The organism is Halapricum salinum, from assembly GCF_004799665.1.
Lineage (GTDB): Archaea > Halobacteriota > Halobacteria > Halobacteriales > Haloarculaceae > Halapricum > Halapricum salinum.
This window is the reverse complement of the sequence record NZ_CP031310.1, coordinates 920846-935118: the sequence shown is the minus strand read 5'-3', so window position 1 is coordinate 935118 and position 14273 is coordinate 920846. Positions and strand designations below refer to the sequence as shown.

The window sequence follows — 14273 nt, the reverse complement described above, 5'->3', positions numbered from 1 at the left end:
TATGGAGCCGATCCAGTTCCTTCCGCTCGGGTTGGCGGCGACGGTGTTCGCCCTCCTGCTCGTGGGGACGATCAGCCGCGGTGTCAGCGCCTTCTTCTCGCGGCTCTCGCGACTGCTGTTCTCGCGGTTCGTCACCGACTCGACCAGACGCCAGCGGACGCTCGAATCGGCCTACATCGACCAGACCTATCGCGTCTACGTCGCGCGGACGATCCTCTACACCGTGCTGGCCGGCATCCTCGGCGGCGTCCTCGGCGCGTACCTGATCACGGGGACGCTGGCGGTCCTCCCGGCTGTACTCGCGACGCTCGCACAGTTGCCCTCGGTGATGGGCGAAGTCCTGGGTAACCCGGATCTGGTCATCGTTCTCAGCGACACCGAACGGTTCCTCCTGCGCGCCGCCGGTGGGGTCGTCCTCGGAGCGCTTTCGGCGACCCTCGCGTACGTCTTTCGCTGGCAGATCCCCCAGAGCAACGCCGAGGTCCGGCGGCGCGGGATCAACGAGGCCATGCCGCGGACGGTCGCGTTCATGTACGCCCTCTCCCGCGGCGGGACGACCTTCCCGACGGTGATGCGGACGCTGGGCAACAACCAGGCGATATACGGCGACGCCGCCGCAGAGGTCCGGGTCGGCGTCCGGGAGATGGACCTGTTCAACACCGACATCATCTCGGCAGTCAGGCGGGTGGCCTATCGAACCCCGAGCGAGAAGTGGAAGACCTTCTCGGAGAACCTCGCGAGCGTCCTCCAGAGCGGCCAGAGCCTCCCGACCTTCCTCCAGAACCAGTACGAGCGATACCAGGAGGAAGCAGAAGAACGACAGGCAGAGGTGCTGGAACTGCTGGCGACGATCGCCGAGGCTTACGTGACAGTGCTGGTCGCGGGGATGCTCTTTCTGGTGACGATCCTGCTGGTGTTCGGGTTGACGACGACTGACACCCTCCTGTTCATCCAGATGCTGGCGTATCTGATCATCCCGCTGGCCAACGCCGCCTTCATGCTGTTTCTCTCCCAGAAACTCGAACAGCTGGGGGTCGCCCGCGAGACTGGCGTCGGCGAACTCGACGCCAGCGACCAGAGCACGACCGCGCCCGACGCCGGCAGCGACGATCGCAGCCTCGCCGTCCCGGAGACGCCGACGACCTCACCGGACGGGGGGCGGAGCTACGCCGCCGAGTCGAACCTCGCGCAACTGCGGCTGTACGATCGTGTCGGTCGAATCAAGAGCGTGATCGGCTCGCCACTGCAGACGATCTTCTGGCATCCGACCAAACTGCTGTATGTCACCGTCCCGATCGCGCTGGCGTGGATCGCACTCCGCGGGCCCGCCGCCTTCGCCGCCGACGGCGTGAGTATTCGCGTCCTCGACGACGTGCTCATCCAGGCGACGCTGTTCTTGCTCGTGACGTTCGCTATCGTCCGCGAACTGTACAAACGCCGGATCGACCGGATCGAGGCCGCGACGCCCGAGATGCTCGAACGACTGGCGAGCCTCAACGAGGCCGGCATGTCGATAGTCGAGAGCCTCGATCGCGTGCGTGACACGGATCTGGAAGTCCTTTCGGACGAAGTCGATCGGATCTGGAGCGACGTGGAGATGGGGGCCAACGCCGACGAGGCCTTGGTCAGGTTCGGCCAGCGCGTCCGAACGACCTCGATCGCACGGGTCGTCTCACTGCTCACGAACGCGATGCGCGCCAGTGGAAATCTTGGTCCAGTCTTGCGGATCGCCTCGACCCAGGCGTGGTCGGACCTCCGCTTGCGTCGCAAGCGCCGCCAGCAGATGTTCACCTATCTGGTCGTCATTTACGTCTCCTTTGCCGTCTTCCTCGTGATCATCATCTCCGTCCAGGAGGTGTTGATTCCCAGCTTACCGGAGTCGGTCAACACGCCCGAGGGACCGAATCGCCTCGGGGTCAACGTCGAGCAGTTCGCCCGCCTGGGCGAGGTCGACAAGGCGGCCTACACCATGGTCTTCTTCCACACGGCGCTAGTGCAGGCGGTCTGCTCGGGCTTCATCGCTGGCCAGCTCGGCGAGGGGACGCTCAAGGACGGCGCGAAACATGCCGCCATCATGCTCGGGATCGCCTACGTCGCGTTCATGCTGTTGTCCTCGCCCGTTGCCTCGATGGTCCTGAGCCCGCAGACGACGACCGACGCCTCGGTCACGATCGAGTCGGTGTCGATGTCAGACGGCGGGTTCATCGTCCTCCACGAGCGTGCCGAAGACGGGAAGGTGATCGGCCGCACCGAGTACCTGCCGCCCGGGACCCACCGGAACGTCGTCGTCGAACTCGACGGCCCACCGCCGGACGAGTTTACGGTGGTCGCCGTCCCGCATCTGGACACCAACGACAACCGGCAGTTCGACTACACCGGCGGCGAGGTCGACCGCACCTATCCCAAGGGCGCGTACAAGGTGGCCGTCCAGGCGGAGATCACCTACGACCCCGACGCCAACGTGACGTCGGGCGGCTTCTCGATGCGCTCGCCGACGGCCCCCACCCCGTAGCGAACGCTTTAGGTGCGTCAGGACGGAACCTGACGCCGATGGAGTTCTCCGTCTTCGCCGACCGAGCCAGCGAAATCGAGGCCGCGAGTGCCGACACGGAGATCACCGCGCAGGTCCGGGCGATACTGGCCGACACCGGCGAGGACTTGCCGACGATCGTCCGCTTCCTGCAGGGTCGGGTGTTTCCGGCCCACGACTCGACGACGCTGGATATCGGGCCGGCGCTGTGCTACGAGGCGATCGCCCGAGCAGCCGGCCAGAACGTGACCAGCGACGATATCGAACGGCGGCTGGCCGATCGCGGCGAGATCGGTGCGGTCGCGGCGAGCTACGACTTCGGCGGCCAGCGCGGCCTCGGTGCGTTCACCGGCGGGGACAGCGACGAGCTGACCGTCGCCGATGCCGACGCCGACCTGCGCGAACTGGCTGCGACCGAAGGGTCGGGCAGTCAGGACACGAAGGGGGACCTCCTCTTTGGACTGTTCAACCGGGCCAGCCCCGACGAGGCGAAGTACCTCGCACGACTCGTCCTCGGAGAGATGCGGATCGGCGTCGGCGAGGGCACAGTCAGAGACGCTATCGCAGCGGCTTTCGACGTGTCCGTCGAGGCCGTCGAGCGAGCCCTGCAGGTGACCAACGACTACGGGCTGGTAGCCGAGGTCGCCCGCGAGAACGGCGAGTCGGGGCTGGCCGACCTCTACCTCGAGATCGGCCGGCCCGTTCAGGCGATGCTCGCCCAGGCCGGGACCGTCACCGGGGCGCTCGAAGATTGGGAACAGGCGGCAGTCGAAGTCAAGTACGACGGCGCACGCGTTCAGGTCCACTACGACGGCGAGCAGGTGTGGCTGTTCTCCCGCAACATGGAGGACGTGACCGACCCGCTGCCGGAGGTCGTCGAGTTCGTCGAGTCGAACCTCGATGTTCCGGCGATCCTCGACGGGGAGGTCGTCGCCGTCGACGACGCGGGCGATCCCCTTCCCTTCCAGGAAGTCCTGAAACGCTTCCGCCGGAAACACGACGTCGCGAAGGCACGCGAGGACGTGACTGTTCGTCTGCAGGCGTTCGACTGCCTGCATGTGGCTGGCGAGGATCTGCTCGACGCCCCGCTCGTCGACCGTCGAGAGCGACTCGAAACCCTGCTGGAGTCGGGCGTCTCGGATTGGTGGCTCGCGGACGACGCCGAGGCGGTCGCCGACATCGAGGCCGACGCTCTGGAGGCGGGCCACGAGGGGATCATGCTCAAAGATCCCGACTCGACCTATTCCCCGGGCCGCCGGGGCAAACACTGGCGCAAGCGCAAACCGGACGTCGAGACGCTCGACCTCGTCGTCACTGGCGCGGAGTGGGGCGAGGGCCGCCGCGCCGAGTTACTCGGGACGTTCGAGGTTTCGGCTCGGACCGACACAGGATACGCGACAGTCGGCAACGTCGCGACGGGAATCACCGACGCACAGTTGGAGACGCTGACTGACCGGCTCGAACCGCAGATTCGTAGCGAGGACGGCACTGCGGTCGATCTCGATCCGACCGTGGTCTTCGAGGTCGGCTACGAGGAACTGCAGACGTCCAGCACCTACGAGTCGGGCTACGCGCTCCGCTTCCCGCGATTTCTGGGCGTCCGCGAGGACAAAGACCCTGACGGCGCAGACAGTCTCGAACGGGTCGAACGATTGGCCGAGACGCAGTAGCCAGCCCCAGCTAGCGGTCCCTCAGCGATCCGCGTAGCTCACCAGCGTGAACGACGTCCGGACGGTGCCGTCACTGAAATATTTCGTCCAGGAGACAGGCAGCTCCAGTTCCGGCGAGAGACAACCACGTTCGAGGATCGTCCCCTCTATCTCGTACTCGTAGCTCAGACAGTCGACGCCGCCGATTGTGTTCGTTCCCATCACCGTGACGTTCCCCATGAAGCTCCGGTACTCCGCGCCGACCTCGTAGGTGATCCCCTGCTCGACGAAGATGCCGCTGACGTCCTGCGCCTGGAGGACGTGGAAGAGTCCGGGCTGCCGGATGTCGTCCTCCATCGCGTCCACGACGGCGTCGGGATCGTTCGTCGGGACTGTGTAAACGTTCGACTCGGGTTCACCGCGGATCACGCCGGTGACGTTGATCGTCGCCTCGCCACCAGCGACATCGACGTCGACGACCGTCGTCCCCGCGACGCCGTCGACGTAGACGACGTCGTACTCGTAGTGCTCGGAGCGGTCGAACTGGAACATCGCGATCTCCGGGCGTTGTTCGTCACTCGCGGCAGTCGTCACGACAGGTCTGGTTGTCGTCGCCTCTCCGTTGTCGGCCGTCGTCTGCACGTCGCCGCCGGTCGTGTCTCCGTTCCCCCCAGCCGAGCCGCCGCCACTACAGCCCGCCAGCCCCACTATGAGTGCCACAGCGATCAGCGCAAGTGTTCGTTGCATGTGACTCGTCCGTGTCCAGACAGTATCAATACCGCTGTTCGTGCAATTGGAGCCAGACCTTTGTCCGGGGCCTGCCTACGCGCGGTCATGACACGCACTCACGACGGCCTCACCGTCGACTGGCTCGGCTACGCGACCCTCCGGCTCGAATCGGCGAACGGGACGGTCGTCTATCTCGATCCCGGCCGCTACGGCGTGCTCACCGGCGAGTGGGAGCCGGACACGCCCGGCGTCGCCCACCCGCCGGCGCGGGACTACCGACCCCGCGATGGCGACGTCGTCTGTATCAGCCACGCTCACCACTACGATCCCGACGGGATCGACCGCGTCGCGAGCGCGGACGCGACGGTCGTCGCCTTCGACGGCATGGATATCCGCGGGTCGAGTCGCGACCTCCCGCGACTGGCCGACCTCGATCACGAGGTGCGCACGGTCGGTGCCGAGGACGAACTGGTCGTCGCGGATGTCCCGATCTGGACGCTGCCGGCGTACAACGAGCCCGACGGTCCGCACACCCGCGCCGACGGCTCACCCTATCATCCCGAGGGCCGGGGCTGTGGGTTCCTGCTCTCGGTAGACGGAACCCGCGTATTCTGGCCCGGCGATACCGACGTCCTCGACGGACATGCGGAACTCGACGTCGACGTCTTCTGCCCGCCGATCGGCGGCACCTTCACGATGGACCGCCACGAGGCCGCAGAGCTGGCTGGCGACCTTCGGCCCGAACTCGTGGTGCCGATCCACTACAACACGTTCGACGCACTGGAGACGGATTCGCGGGAATTCGCCGCTGACGTCGCCCAGTCGGGCGTGCCCGTGGTGCTGGACGAGCGGGAGTGAGGGCGCCCCTTACTCGTCCATCAGGCCGCCTTCCTCGACGCGCATCACGGCCTCGCCGTCGGGGAGGTTCGGCGCGTCGACGAGCTTGACGATCCGCTTGTTGCCCTTGGACTTGCGGAGGTACATCCGGAAGGTCGAGGTGTGGCCCAGGATGTTGCCACCGATGGGCTGGGTCGGGTCGCCGAAAAAGGAGTCGGGGTTGGAGGCGACCTGGTTGGTGACGACGACGGCGGTGTTGTTGAGGTCGCCGACGCGCATCAGGTCGTGGAGGTGCTTGTTGAGTTTCTGCTGGCGCTCGGCGAGTTCGCCACGACCGACGTACTCGGCGCGGAAGTGCGCAGTGAGGGAGTCGACCGCGAGCAGGCGGACGGGGAACTCCTCGTCCTGGGACTCGCTGGCGATCTCCTGGGCCTTCTCGGCCAGCAGGATCTGGTGGTTGGAGTTGAAGGCTTTCGCGACGTGGATCTTGTCCAGTACCGACTCGACGAGTTCGCTCACGAGGGCCTCGTCGCCGGCGTCGGCGTCGCCCTCGTCCTCGACGATTCCGTGGAGAGCCATCATCGCCTCGATGGCCTCGTCGTCGAGCCCGTTGACCATCTGCTCGATCCGTTCAGGTCGGAAGGTGTCTTCGGAGTCGATGAAGATACAGCTGCCTTCGAGCCCGCCGTACTCGCTGGGGAGCTGGACGGTGACCGCGAGCTCGTGGGTCACCTGGGACTTGCCGGCCCCGAACTCACCGTAGACTTCGGTGATCGACTGGGTCTCGACACCGCCGCCGAGGAGTTCGTCGACTTCCTCGACGCCCCAGGTGAGTTTGCCGATCTGTTCGCGGCGTTCGAGGACAGTCGAGCCGGTCTCGAAGCCGCCGATGTCGGCGGCCTTCCGGGCGGCCTGGATGATGTCCGCGGCGGAGGACTCGCCGACGTCCGCGGTGTTCGAGAGCTCGCCGGGGGAGGCGACGGCGATGCCCTGGTAGGATTCGTATCCGTTCTCGCGCAACTTCTCGGCTGTCGCCGGGCCGACGCCCGGCAGGTCTTCGAGGTCTTCGGTTGCTGCCATGGAACTGGCTTGGACCGGATGGGTGATAAAGCCTCGTTAACACCATAGTGAAAGTGAAAGCGCGTGACGTGGCGGCGGCCATTCGAGACAATATCCGCAGGTTCATTAGGAGGTGGGCGACTTCGCGAGCGCTAGAGCCGCCCGCTGCCGACGTAGGCCAGTCCGAGCGCGCCGACGAATACCAGCCCTGTCGAGACGGGTTCGGGGAGTGTGACTCCGGGGGCTTCCAGCGAGCCGACCACGAGGAGTACGCTGGCGATGGCGGCGGGGATCGGATTGGCTGCCAGCGTGCGGACGAACGTCCGGAGTTGCCAGTAGATCGAGTTCGGGAGGCCGGCGAGCGTCGCGGTGATCGCCCAGCCGTCGTCCGGGTTCTCGGCGGTTTCGAACCCGTCGAGGGCGTCGCGGTCGATCCTGTGGATCTCGCCGGTCGTGACTCGGCGGCCATCGGCGTCGCCGACGCGCAGCAGCGTCACCGTTTCACTGACGCCGACGACGCGGTAGACGCCGTCGGGGACGTCGGCACTCGTGGGGCGTACGTGGTCGTAGACGTGGATGTCGGGCACTGTATTCACCAGGATGGTTTCTGTCGGAAGATCGACCCGAACCGTCAAATGTCGTTCGAAGGGTATGGGACCGAAACTGATTAACCGGTTAGTCAGAAATGCTGCGGGTGTGCATCCGCTGGCGAGAAACTGGACCTTTCTCCGGCTGTTGGCCGGGAGACTCGTTACGAACGCGGGCGACAGTATCTATTACGTCGCCGCGCTGTGGCTGGTCCACGACCTCGGCAACTCGACTGTGTACACGGGAATCGCGTCGTTTCTGATCCTGTTGCCGAGCACGCTGCAGTTCGTCGTCGGGCCGCTGGTCGATCGCCTGCAAGTGCGGACCTCGCTGGTCGTCACCCAGGCCGGCCAGGCGTTGCTGATCGGGACGATCCCGCTGGCGGCCTCCTACGACCTGCTGTCGGTCGAACTCGTGCTCGTGGTGATCCCGCTGGCCTCGCTGTTGAACCAGGTGACCTATCCCGCCCAGTCCTCGGCGCTTCCGCGGGCCGTCGAGGACGAACATCTCTCGACGGCGAACTCGGTGTTCAACGCCGCCCACGAGGGCGTCAACATGACGTTCAACGCCGTCGGCGGGCTGCTCGTCGGGATGGCCGCCGTCGGTGCGGTCGGCGCGCTCGTGATCGACGTCGGGACGTTCGCGCTCGCGATCGTCCTCTTTGCGGGGCTCACGCTGCCCGCTCGAACGCGCCGCGAAGACGCACCCGATCGTGCGGCGCCCGAGGCGGGCGAGTCGTCGGCCGCGCCCAACTCGCTGCGAGCACAGATCCGCGCGGAGACGCGCTCGTACGTCGCGGAGTTTCGGGATGGGATTTCGTATCTCCGGGGGACGGCGTTTCTGGGCGTCATCCTCCCCCAGATCGTCATCAGTTTCGCGATGGGGATGTTGCTAGCTGTCCTGCCGGCCTACGCGGCGCTACGTGGCGGGTCGGGACTGTACGGAATCCTCCTCTCGGGGCTCGCGGCGGGCGCGCTCGTCGGTTCGATCGCCGCGGCGCGACTCGATTCGGTTCCGTACGGCCACTTCATCATCGCCGGCTCGGCGCTGACGGCGGCGGCGTGGATCGGCGCGGCCATCGCCCAGTGGACGCCGCTGATCGTCGGCTGCTTCGCGGTCGCGATCGCCTATCCTGGTGGGAATCGTGTCCTCTTCGACACGCTCGTTCAGACAGTGGCCCCCGAGGACCTCATCGGCCGCGTGTCGAGTTCGATGGCGACGCTGACCAACGTCGCGACGCCCTTCGGCTCGCTGGCGGGCGGCGTCGTCGCGGCCGCGGTCGGCCCGGTCGCGATTCTCTGGATCGCCGCCGCCGCGAACCTTCTGGTCATGCTGTATTTCCTGGCGCGATCCTCGATCCGGGCACTCCCGCCTGTCGCGAGCGTCGAGCGCCGCGACGAGCGCATCGAGAACTTCTAGACGCGCTCGGGCAACCAGCCGCCGTCGACTTCGATATTTTGCCCGGAGATGTACTCGCTGTCGGGGTCGAGGAAGAACTGCATCGCCTGCGCGAGGTCGGCGGCCGTCGCCCACCGACCTCGTGGGGCCTCCGCGGGGAATTCGTCGGAGTTCTCGACGACGTAGGGTGAGACGGCGTTCACGGTGATCCCATCGTCCTGTGTGTCGGCCGCCAGCATGCGCGTGAACATCAGGACGCCGGCTTTGGCCACGAAGTAGGGGAAGTTCTTCGGGTTGACCAGCCCCTTCTCGCTGGAGGCGTAGCCGACGTTGACGATCCGGCCGTAGCCTTGCTCGCGCATCCCCGGGAGGGCGGCTTTCGAGCAGAGGTAGGTCCCGTTGAGATTCGTCTTGATCACCGTGTTCCAGGTCTCGAAGTCGATCTCCTCCCAGTGGCTGGGGGCGAACGCGCCGACGTTGTTGACGAGAATATCGACCGTGCCGAGATCGGTTTCGACGCCGTCGAACAGCGCCGCGACCTCGTCGGGATCGGTCACGTCGGCTTGCAGCGCGGTGGTCTGGACGCCCAGGTCGCTCACTTGGCGGGCGACCTCGGCGGCGGCCTCGCCGCTGGTCCGGTAGTGGACGGCGACGTCCGCGCCGCAGCGAGCCAGTTCGAGCAAGAGGTCACGACCGACGCCTTTCGCGCTGCCGGTGACGAGCGCGACCTGCCCGGAGAGGTCGGGATCGAGCATATCCCGACTTCGGTCCGGGCCAGTAAAAGACTCAGTCTTCGCTGGCTCGCTCTTTCCATCGACGCTCCTGTTCGCGCTCGGCGACGTGGCGCTGCCCGTCGGCCAGTTGCTCCCGGACCGTGGTCTCGAAGGCGTCCATGTCCGCGAGCACGCCGTCCTCGAAGTCCTCGACGACGTCGTAGGACCATCGATTCTCGTCGACGACGCCCCGTGGCAGATACTCCGCCCGGATCGCGTCCGCGAGGTCGACGTGGCCGGCCTCCCGCAGGAGGGGCTCGGCCGCCGCGAAGTGATCCATCGCGTGACCGACGTTATGGTGAAACGCCAGCAGGTGTCCGTGTGCGCGATGGAGCCACTCCATCCCGAGGGTGACGCGATGGAGCGCCTCCTGTTCGGTCTCGGTCGGCCTCTCCGTGGTGTGGTGATCGTCTACCGCCATGCTATACCATACCACTTATCGGTGCTTCAAGCTGCCCCGACATGTTGGGGTAAGTATATGTCTTCACCGGTCGACCCTGGCCTATGGAGTACGACATTCAGCACCGGCCGTCCTACGCGTTGATCACGGCCGAGTTGAACCAGAGCGAGCAACTGGTCGCCGAGGCCGGCGCGATGGTGAGCCACAGCGACGGGATCGAGATCCAGACCAGCGCCAGCGGCGGGGTGCTGGGATCGCTCAAGCGCAAGGCATTCGGCGGCGAGTCCTTCTTCATGAACACGTTCACGGCGAACCGGCCGGGCCACGTCACGCTCGCGCCGCCGCTGCCGGGTGACGTGATCCAGTACGGCCTGAACCAGAACACGATCTACGTCCAGTCCGGATCGTTCGTCGCGGCCGAGCCCAACGTCGAGATCGACACGAAGTTCGGGGGCGGCAAGACCTTCTTCGGCGGCGAGGGGCTGTTCCTGCTCGAACTCACAGGGACGGGATCGACGTTCCTCTCCAGTTACGGCGCGATTCAGGAAAAAGAACTCGACGCCGGCGAGTCCTACGTCGTCGACACGGGCCACATCGTCGCCTTCGAGGGGACGACAGAGTTCAACGTCAAGAAGGTCGGCGGGCTGAAGTCGACGCTGTTCAGCGGCGAGGGGCTGGTCTGTGAGTTTACGGGGCCGGGGAAGGTGTGGCTACAGACGCGCAGCCCCGACGCGTTCCTTTCGTGGCTCGTGCCCAACCTCCCCGGTGGCAACGACGGCGGCGGCCGCGACGGCGGGTTCAGCGTCAACTTCTGAGTCAGGCTGGACGTCCTTTCTCGTCGTTTCGCAGAGTCACGCTGAAGTGTGTGCTGGCCTATCTGTGGGTATGCGACGCCGAACGTACCTCGCGACGACCGGCGCCCTCCTCGCGTCACCGCTGGTGGGTGGGGGGTATGGGAGTACCGACACAGCCGCACAGGTCGAGACGTTCGAACCACTCGGCTCGATCGAGATCGACGGGACCCACGACGCCGTCGCCGGACCTGACGGCGAGACGGCCTACGTGGCCACGCTCGACGGCTTCGCGACCGTCGATATCACCGATCCGGCCGATCCGACGGTGCTCGCGAACCCGCGCGGATTGCTCGCCGATCGCGAGAACGGGCCGCTCCAGGGAATCTACGACGTCAAAATCGACGGCGATCGACTGGCCGTCGCCGGGCCAGCGAACGGCGGCCCGGAGCTGACGGGCGTTCTGCTCTACGACGTCGCCGATCCCGCCAGTCCCGAGCAGGTGGCCTTCTACGAGACCGACTTTCCGATTCACAACATGGCCTTCGACGACGGCGTGGCCTATCTCACCGGCAACGATTTCGTCGAGAACGAACTCGTCGCCGTCGACTGCAGTGACGACGATCCACAGGAGGTGGGGCGGTGGTCCTTGCTCGACTACGACGACGCCTGGTCCGACGTCGAGGGGTATCTCTGGGTCATCCACGACGTCTACGTTCAGGAGGGGCGTGCGTACATCGCCCACTGGGACGCCGGCACCTGGATCGTCGACGTCAGCGATCCGTCCGCGATGTCGGCCGTCTCGCAAGTCCGGGGGCGATCGCACGGGGAACTGGCGTCGATCAGCGATCCAGGTTCCGAGTACACCGAACTCCCAGGTAACGACCACTACGTCAGCGTCGACGAGTCCGCCGATCTGCTGGCGGTCGGCTCGGAAGCCTGGGATTACGACCCCGACGACCAGTACGTCGGCGGCCCGGGCGGGATCGAACTCTACGACATCTCGACGCCGACCGACCCCCAGCAGTTGGCGGCGATCGAGCCTCCGCGGACGCCCGAGCCGACGACTGCCGGGGTCTGGACGACCGCGCACAACTTCGACTTCCGGAACGACCGGCTCTACGCCTCGTGGTACCGCGGTGGCGTCTCGGTCCACGACGTCTCCGATTCCGAGACACCGGCGGAGATGGTCTTTTGGGAAGACCGCGATCGCGTCTCCTTTTTCACCGCGATGGCGACCGACGACTGCGTGATCGCCTCTTCGATCAGTAGTCGAAATGCGGACACGACGGCCGGGCTGTTCACGTTCCCGATTCCGACCGCAGAGACCGAAACGGTCGCCACACGACCGCGCACGTCGACGCCGACGCCCGAGTCGCCGACGCCCGATACGGAAACGCCGGCCGACGACCCCTCCCAGACCACCGAGCCGGCCGACCGCAAGACATCGCCCGGCGACGGATCCGACGCTGCGCCGACCACCGACGACTCCACGCCCTCCGAGTCCGGCTCGGGTTCGGGTCCCGGATTCGGGACGCTCTCGGCACTGACGGGGCTGGCAGCGGGCGGTTGGTACGCACTGCGACAGCGACGCGAAGGAGATCAGTAGCGCGTCACGACAGGGCGTTCTCGACGGCGCTGGCGACCGCGCGCGCCTTCTCCGCCAGGGCTTCTGGGACGTGGCCGGCCTCGACGGCGGCGTCGAGTTCGTCGTCGTCGACGCGCTCTACTGTGCCGTCGGCGTGTTTGACGACGTCGACGTGCAGGTCGACGTAGCGCACACTGTCGGGGAAGATCTCGACCGGCGTGCAGACGTTGACGTACGTCCCCCGCTTTTCGCCGTCGCTCCCGCGATAGATCGTCGGATACCACCACTTACCCTCGGTGAGTTTCGTGATCGCGACGTCGCCGGCCTGGCGATCGATCCCGAGGCCGTCGTAGGTCCCGCCGGGGCTCATCTCTCGTTCGACCCTGACCGTCCCGTCCGAGTCGTAGTCGGTGATCTCACCGCGCCCCAGGCGGATGCAGTGGCCTGCGGGCTTGCCGTGGTCGATCGCGATCGTCTCGCCCTCGGTAGGCCCGAACTGGCGCGTGACTGCTTCGAAGGGGAACGCGCCGTCACCGTCACAGACGGCCTCGACGAAGTCGACGGCGGCGCTGGCGCGCTCGTCGCCGGCCTTGATCCGGTGGTGGCCGGCCATGGTCGTCGTCACCTCGCGGCGTTGCTCGTCGAGTGCGAACCGGGACTCCCGGCCGAACCACGCCCAGACGGTGGGCTGACCCTCGAAGACGGTGCGGGGAGGCTCTGCGATGTCGCCTGCGGCGTCGAGTGCGGCGTCGAGTGAGTTTGCCCGTTCGACTGCCGCGTCGAGGGCGTCCCCGAGCGCGTCGAGCCCGGCGTCGTCGGCGGCACGGCCCCAGCGAGCGCGCCAGCCCTCGGGCGGGTCGGTCGGGAGCAGTTCGGCGAGTTCGGGCTGGCCGCTCGCTCGACTCGCGCCGTCGCGGACGAGCGTGACCAGGGGGCGCTCGACATCGAGCGCGGTGTCGAGGACGGGGCGCCCGTTATCCCAGGGCGCGCGTGGCTCGGCCACCTGCACGCGCAGGTCGTCGCCGGTCTCGACGTGGTCGTCGCTATTGGAGAACGGGAGAAAGCCCGACCGATCACCGAGATCGACGATCGCGCCGCTGCCTTTCGTCTCGGTGACGGTCCCGTCGACGACCGCACCCTGTGGGGCGGAATCTTCCCAGGTGAGGGTGTCGCGGCCGACGCTCGCGAGGACCTCACGGATCGCTGTCGCGGCGGGGCCGACGACCCCGACGCCCTGCCGGTCGTCGGTCGTCCAGACGGTCGCCTCGGCGGGTTCGAGCGGGAGGTCCCGACCGAATCGATCCGCGATGACCGGGGAGGGCTGGACGACCTCGACGCCGTCGCGCTCGGCGAGCAGGTGGGTCAGCGCGGTCGTGTAGATCCCGCGGATCTTGACGCCGGTGGGGTCGTCGCTCGACTCGCTGGCGTCGGTCATAGCTCCCCGGGATCGGGTGCGAATCGGACGCGTTCGTTGACGGTCGGCCCGAGGCTGAGTTCGATCAAATCGTCGTCGAGGACGCGCCCGCCCTCGACGGGCACACCCCAGGTGTCGAAGCGAAGGTAGCCCCGGATGTCGGCGGCGTGGGTGAACAGATCGCAGTACTCGATCGTGTGCTCGACGGTGTCACCGGCGCTGTGGGCCATGTCCATATCGGAGTAGACGGTCTCTCGTCCATCGAAGAAGGCTTCGAGTGCGTCGGCGGCGTCGCGCGTGGCCGCGACGACAGACTCGGAGATAGCCTCGATTTCGGTGGTTTCGAGGCCGGCCTCGCGGAGCGCTTGCTGGGTGCGCTGGTCGAAGTGCATGTGGCCGCGGGTTGGCGGCCCGTCGTTGAAAATATCGCGGTCCGGGCTCCAGTGGGTCGGGGCGATTTATAGTGATTACTGTAGCGATTTACCACTCCGACCGCCCGACCCCGGGCTGTCGATTT

Annotated in this window: 13 protein-coding genes; 6 read left to right on the top strand and 7 right to left on the bottom strand. The window is 66.6% G+C overall.

The window, feature by feature from the left end; translation table 11 throughout:
* Position 1: 1 nt before the first annotated feature.
* On the top strand, positions 2–2512 hold the full coding sequence (locus DV733_RS04580) for a type II secretion system F family protein (protein ID WP_079979426.1): 2511 nt from the start codon (positions 2–4) through the stop codon (positions 2510–2512).
* 38 nt (positions 2513–2550) lie between these two features.
* The gene (gene ligA / locus DV733_RS04575; protein ID WP_049994014.1) at positions 2551–4200 is read left to right on the top strand and encodes an ATP-dependent DNA ligase LigA; all 1650 of its coding nucleotides are present in this window, start codon (positions 2551–2553) and stop codon (positions 4198–4200) included.
* A gap of 21 nt (positions 4201–4221) precedes the next feature.
* Here ligA and DV733_RS04570 read toward each other — a convergent pair whose 3' ends face one another.
* Complete coding sequence (locus DV733_RS04570) at positions 4222–4926, bottom strand: hypothetical protein (protein WP_049994013.1); 705 nt, start codon at positions 4924–4926, stop codon at positions 4222–4224.
* A gap of 87 nt (positions 4927–5013) precedes the next feature.
* On the opposite strand from DV733_RS04570, the gene DV733_RS04565 reads away from it, so the two are divergent.
* Positions 5014–5766, top strand: coding sequence for an MBL fold metallo-hydrolase (locus tag DV733_RS04565; RefSeq protein WP_049994012.1), 753 nt, complete (start codon positions 5014–5016; stop codon positions 5764–5766).
* 9 nt (positions 5767–5775) lie between these two features.
* Here the strand turns inward: DV733_RS04565 and radA are convergent, their stop codons facing one another.
* Positions 5776–6825, bottom strand: a complete 1050-nt coding sequence (radA, locus tag DV733_RS04560) for a DNA repair and recombination protein RadA (RefSeq protein ID WP_049994011.1) — start codon at positions 6823–6825, stop codon at positions 5776–5778.
* A 131-nt stretch (positions 6826–6956) separates the two neighbouring features.
* Positions 6957–7391 (bottom strand): hypothetical protein, encoded by a 435-nt coding sequence (locus DV733_RS04555; protein ID WP_136342280.1) that lies wholly within the window; start codon positions 7389–7391, stop codon positions 6957–6959.
* Positions 7392–7500: 109 nt separating this feature from the next.
* On the opposite strand from DV733_RS04555, the gene DV733_RS04550 reads away from it, so the two are divergent.
* Positions 7501–8811 (top strand): MFS transporter, encoded by a 1311-nt coding sequence (locus tag DV733_RS04550; RefSeq protein ID WP_161569340.1) that lies wholly within the window; start codon positions 7501–7503, stop codon positions 8809–8811.
* On the opposite strand, the gene DV733_RS04545 is transcribed toward DV733_RS04550, so the two are convergent.
* Both DV733_RS04545 and DV733_RS04540 read right to left on the bottom strand, forming a co-directional pair.
* Positions 8808–9545 (bottom strand): SDR family NAD(P)-dependent oxidoreductase, encoded by a 738-nt coding sequence (locus DV733_RS04545; RefSeq protein WP_049994010.1) that lies wholly within the window; start codon positions 9543–9545, stop codon positions 8808–8810. The two genes, DV733_RS04550 and DV733_RS04545, sit on opposite strands and share 4 nt — an antisense overlap.
* 31 nt (positions 9546–9576) lie before the next feature.
* A complete protein-coding gene (locus DV733_RS04540; protein WP_049994009.1) occupies positions 9577–9984 on the bottom strand; it encodes a hypothetical protein in 408 nt (135 codons plus the stop codon).
* 83 nt (positions 9985–10067) lie between these two features.
* Here DV733_RS04540 and DV733_RS04535 point away from each other — a divergent pair, with 83 nt between their 5' ends.
* Both DV733_RS04535 and DV733_RS04530 read left to right on the top strand, forming a co-directional pair.
* Positions 10068–10778, top strand: a complete 711-nt coding sequence (locus tag DV733_RS04535; protein WP_049994008.1) for a TIGR00266 family protein — start codon at positions 10068–10070, stop codon at positions 10776–10778.
* Positions 10779–10848: 70 nt separating this feature from the next.
* A complete protein-coding gene (locus tag DV733_RS04530; RefSeq protein ID WP_049994007.1) occupies positions 10849–12363 on the top strand; it encodes an LVIVD repeat-containing protein in 1515 nt (504 codons plus the stop codon).
* Positions 12364–12367: 4 nt separating this feature from the next.
* On the opposite strand, the gene DV733_RS04525 is transcribed toward DV733_RS04530, so the two are convergent.
* Complete coding sequence (locus DV733_RS04525) at positions 12368–13777, bottom strand: DUF402 domain-containing protein (RefSeq protein ID WP_049994006.1); 1410 nt, start codon at positions 13775–13777, stop codon at positions 12368–12370.
* Positions 13774–14148, bottom strand: a complete 375-nt coding sequence (locus DV733_RS04520) for a DUF7532 family protein (RefSeq protein ID WP_049994005.1) — start codon at positions 14146–14148, stop codon at positions 13774–13776. Before DV733_RS04520 ends, DV733_RS04525 begins: the two co-directional genes overlap by 4 nt.
* Positions 14149–14273: the final 125 nt, after the last annotated feature.

What these genes read in the sequence shown, in the direction of transcription:
- DV733_RS04580 (WP_079979426.1), top strand. Translation starts at nt 2, where the DNA reads ATGGAGCCGATCCAGTTCCTTCCGCTCGGGTTGGCGGCGACGGTGTTC.
- ligA (WP_049994014.1), top strand. Translation starts at nt 2,551, where the DNA reads ATGGAGTTCTCCGTCTTCGCCGACCGAGCCAGCGAAATCGAGGCCGCG.
- DV733_RS04570 (WP_049994013.1), bottom strand. Translation starts at nt 4,926, where the DNA reads ATGCAACGAACACTTGCGCTGATCGCTGTGGCACTCATAGTGGGGCTG.
- DV733_RS04565 (WP_049994012.1), top strand. Translation starts at nt 5,014, where the DNA reads ATGACACGCACTCACGACGGCCTCACCGTCGACTGGCTCGGCTACGCG.
- radA (WP_049994011.1), bottom strand. Translation starts at nt 6,825, where the DNA reads ATGGCAGCAACCGAAGACCTCGAAGACCTGCCGGGCGTCGGCCCGGCG.
- DV733_RS04545 (WP_049994010.1), bottom strand. Translation starts at nt 9,545, where the DNA reads ATGCTCGATCCCGACCTCTCCGGGCAGGTCGCGCTCGTCACCGGCAGC.
- DV733_RS04540 (WP_049994009.1), bottom strand. Translation starts at nt 9,984, where the DNA reads ATGGCGGTAGACGATCACCACACCACGGAGAGGCCGACCGAGACCGAA.
- DV733_RS04535 (WP_049994008.1), top strand. Translation starts at nt 10,068, where the DNA reads ATGGAGTACGACATTCAGCACCGGCCGTCCTACGCGTTGATCACGGCC.
- DV733_RS04530 (WP_049994007.1), top strand. Translation starts at nt 10,849, where the DNA reads ATGCGACGCCGAACGTACCTCGCGACGACCGGCGCCCTCCTCGCGTCA.
- DV733_RS04525 (WP_049994006.1), bottom strand. Translation starts at nt 13,777, where the DNA reads ATGACCGACGCCAGCGAGTCGAGCGACGACCCCACCGGCGTCAAGATC.
- DV733_RS04520 (WP_049994005.1), bottom strand. Translation starts at nt 14,148, where the DNA reads ATGCACTTCGACCAGCGCACCCAGCAAGCGCTCCGCGAGGCCGGCCTC.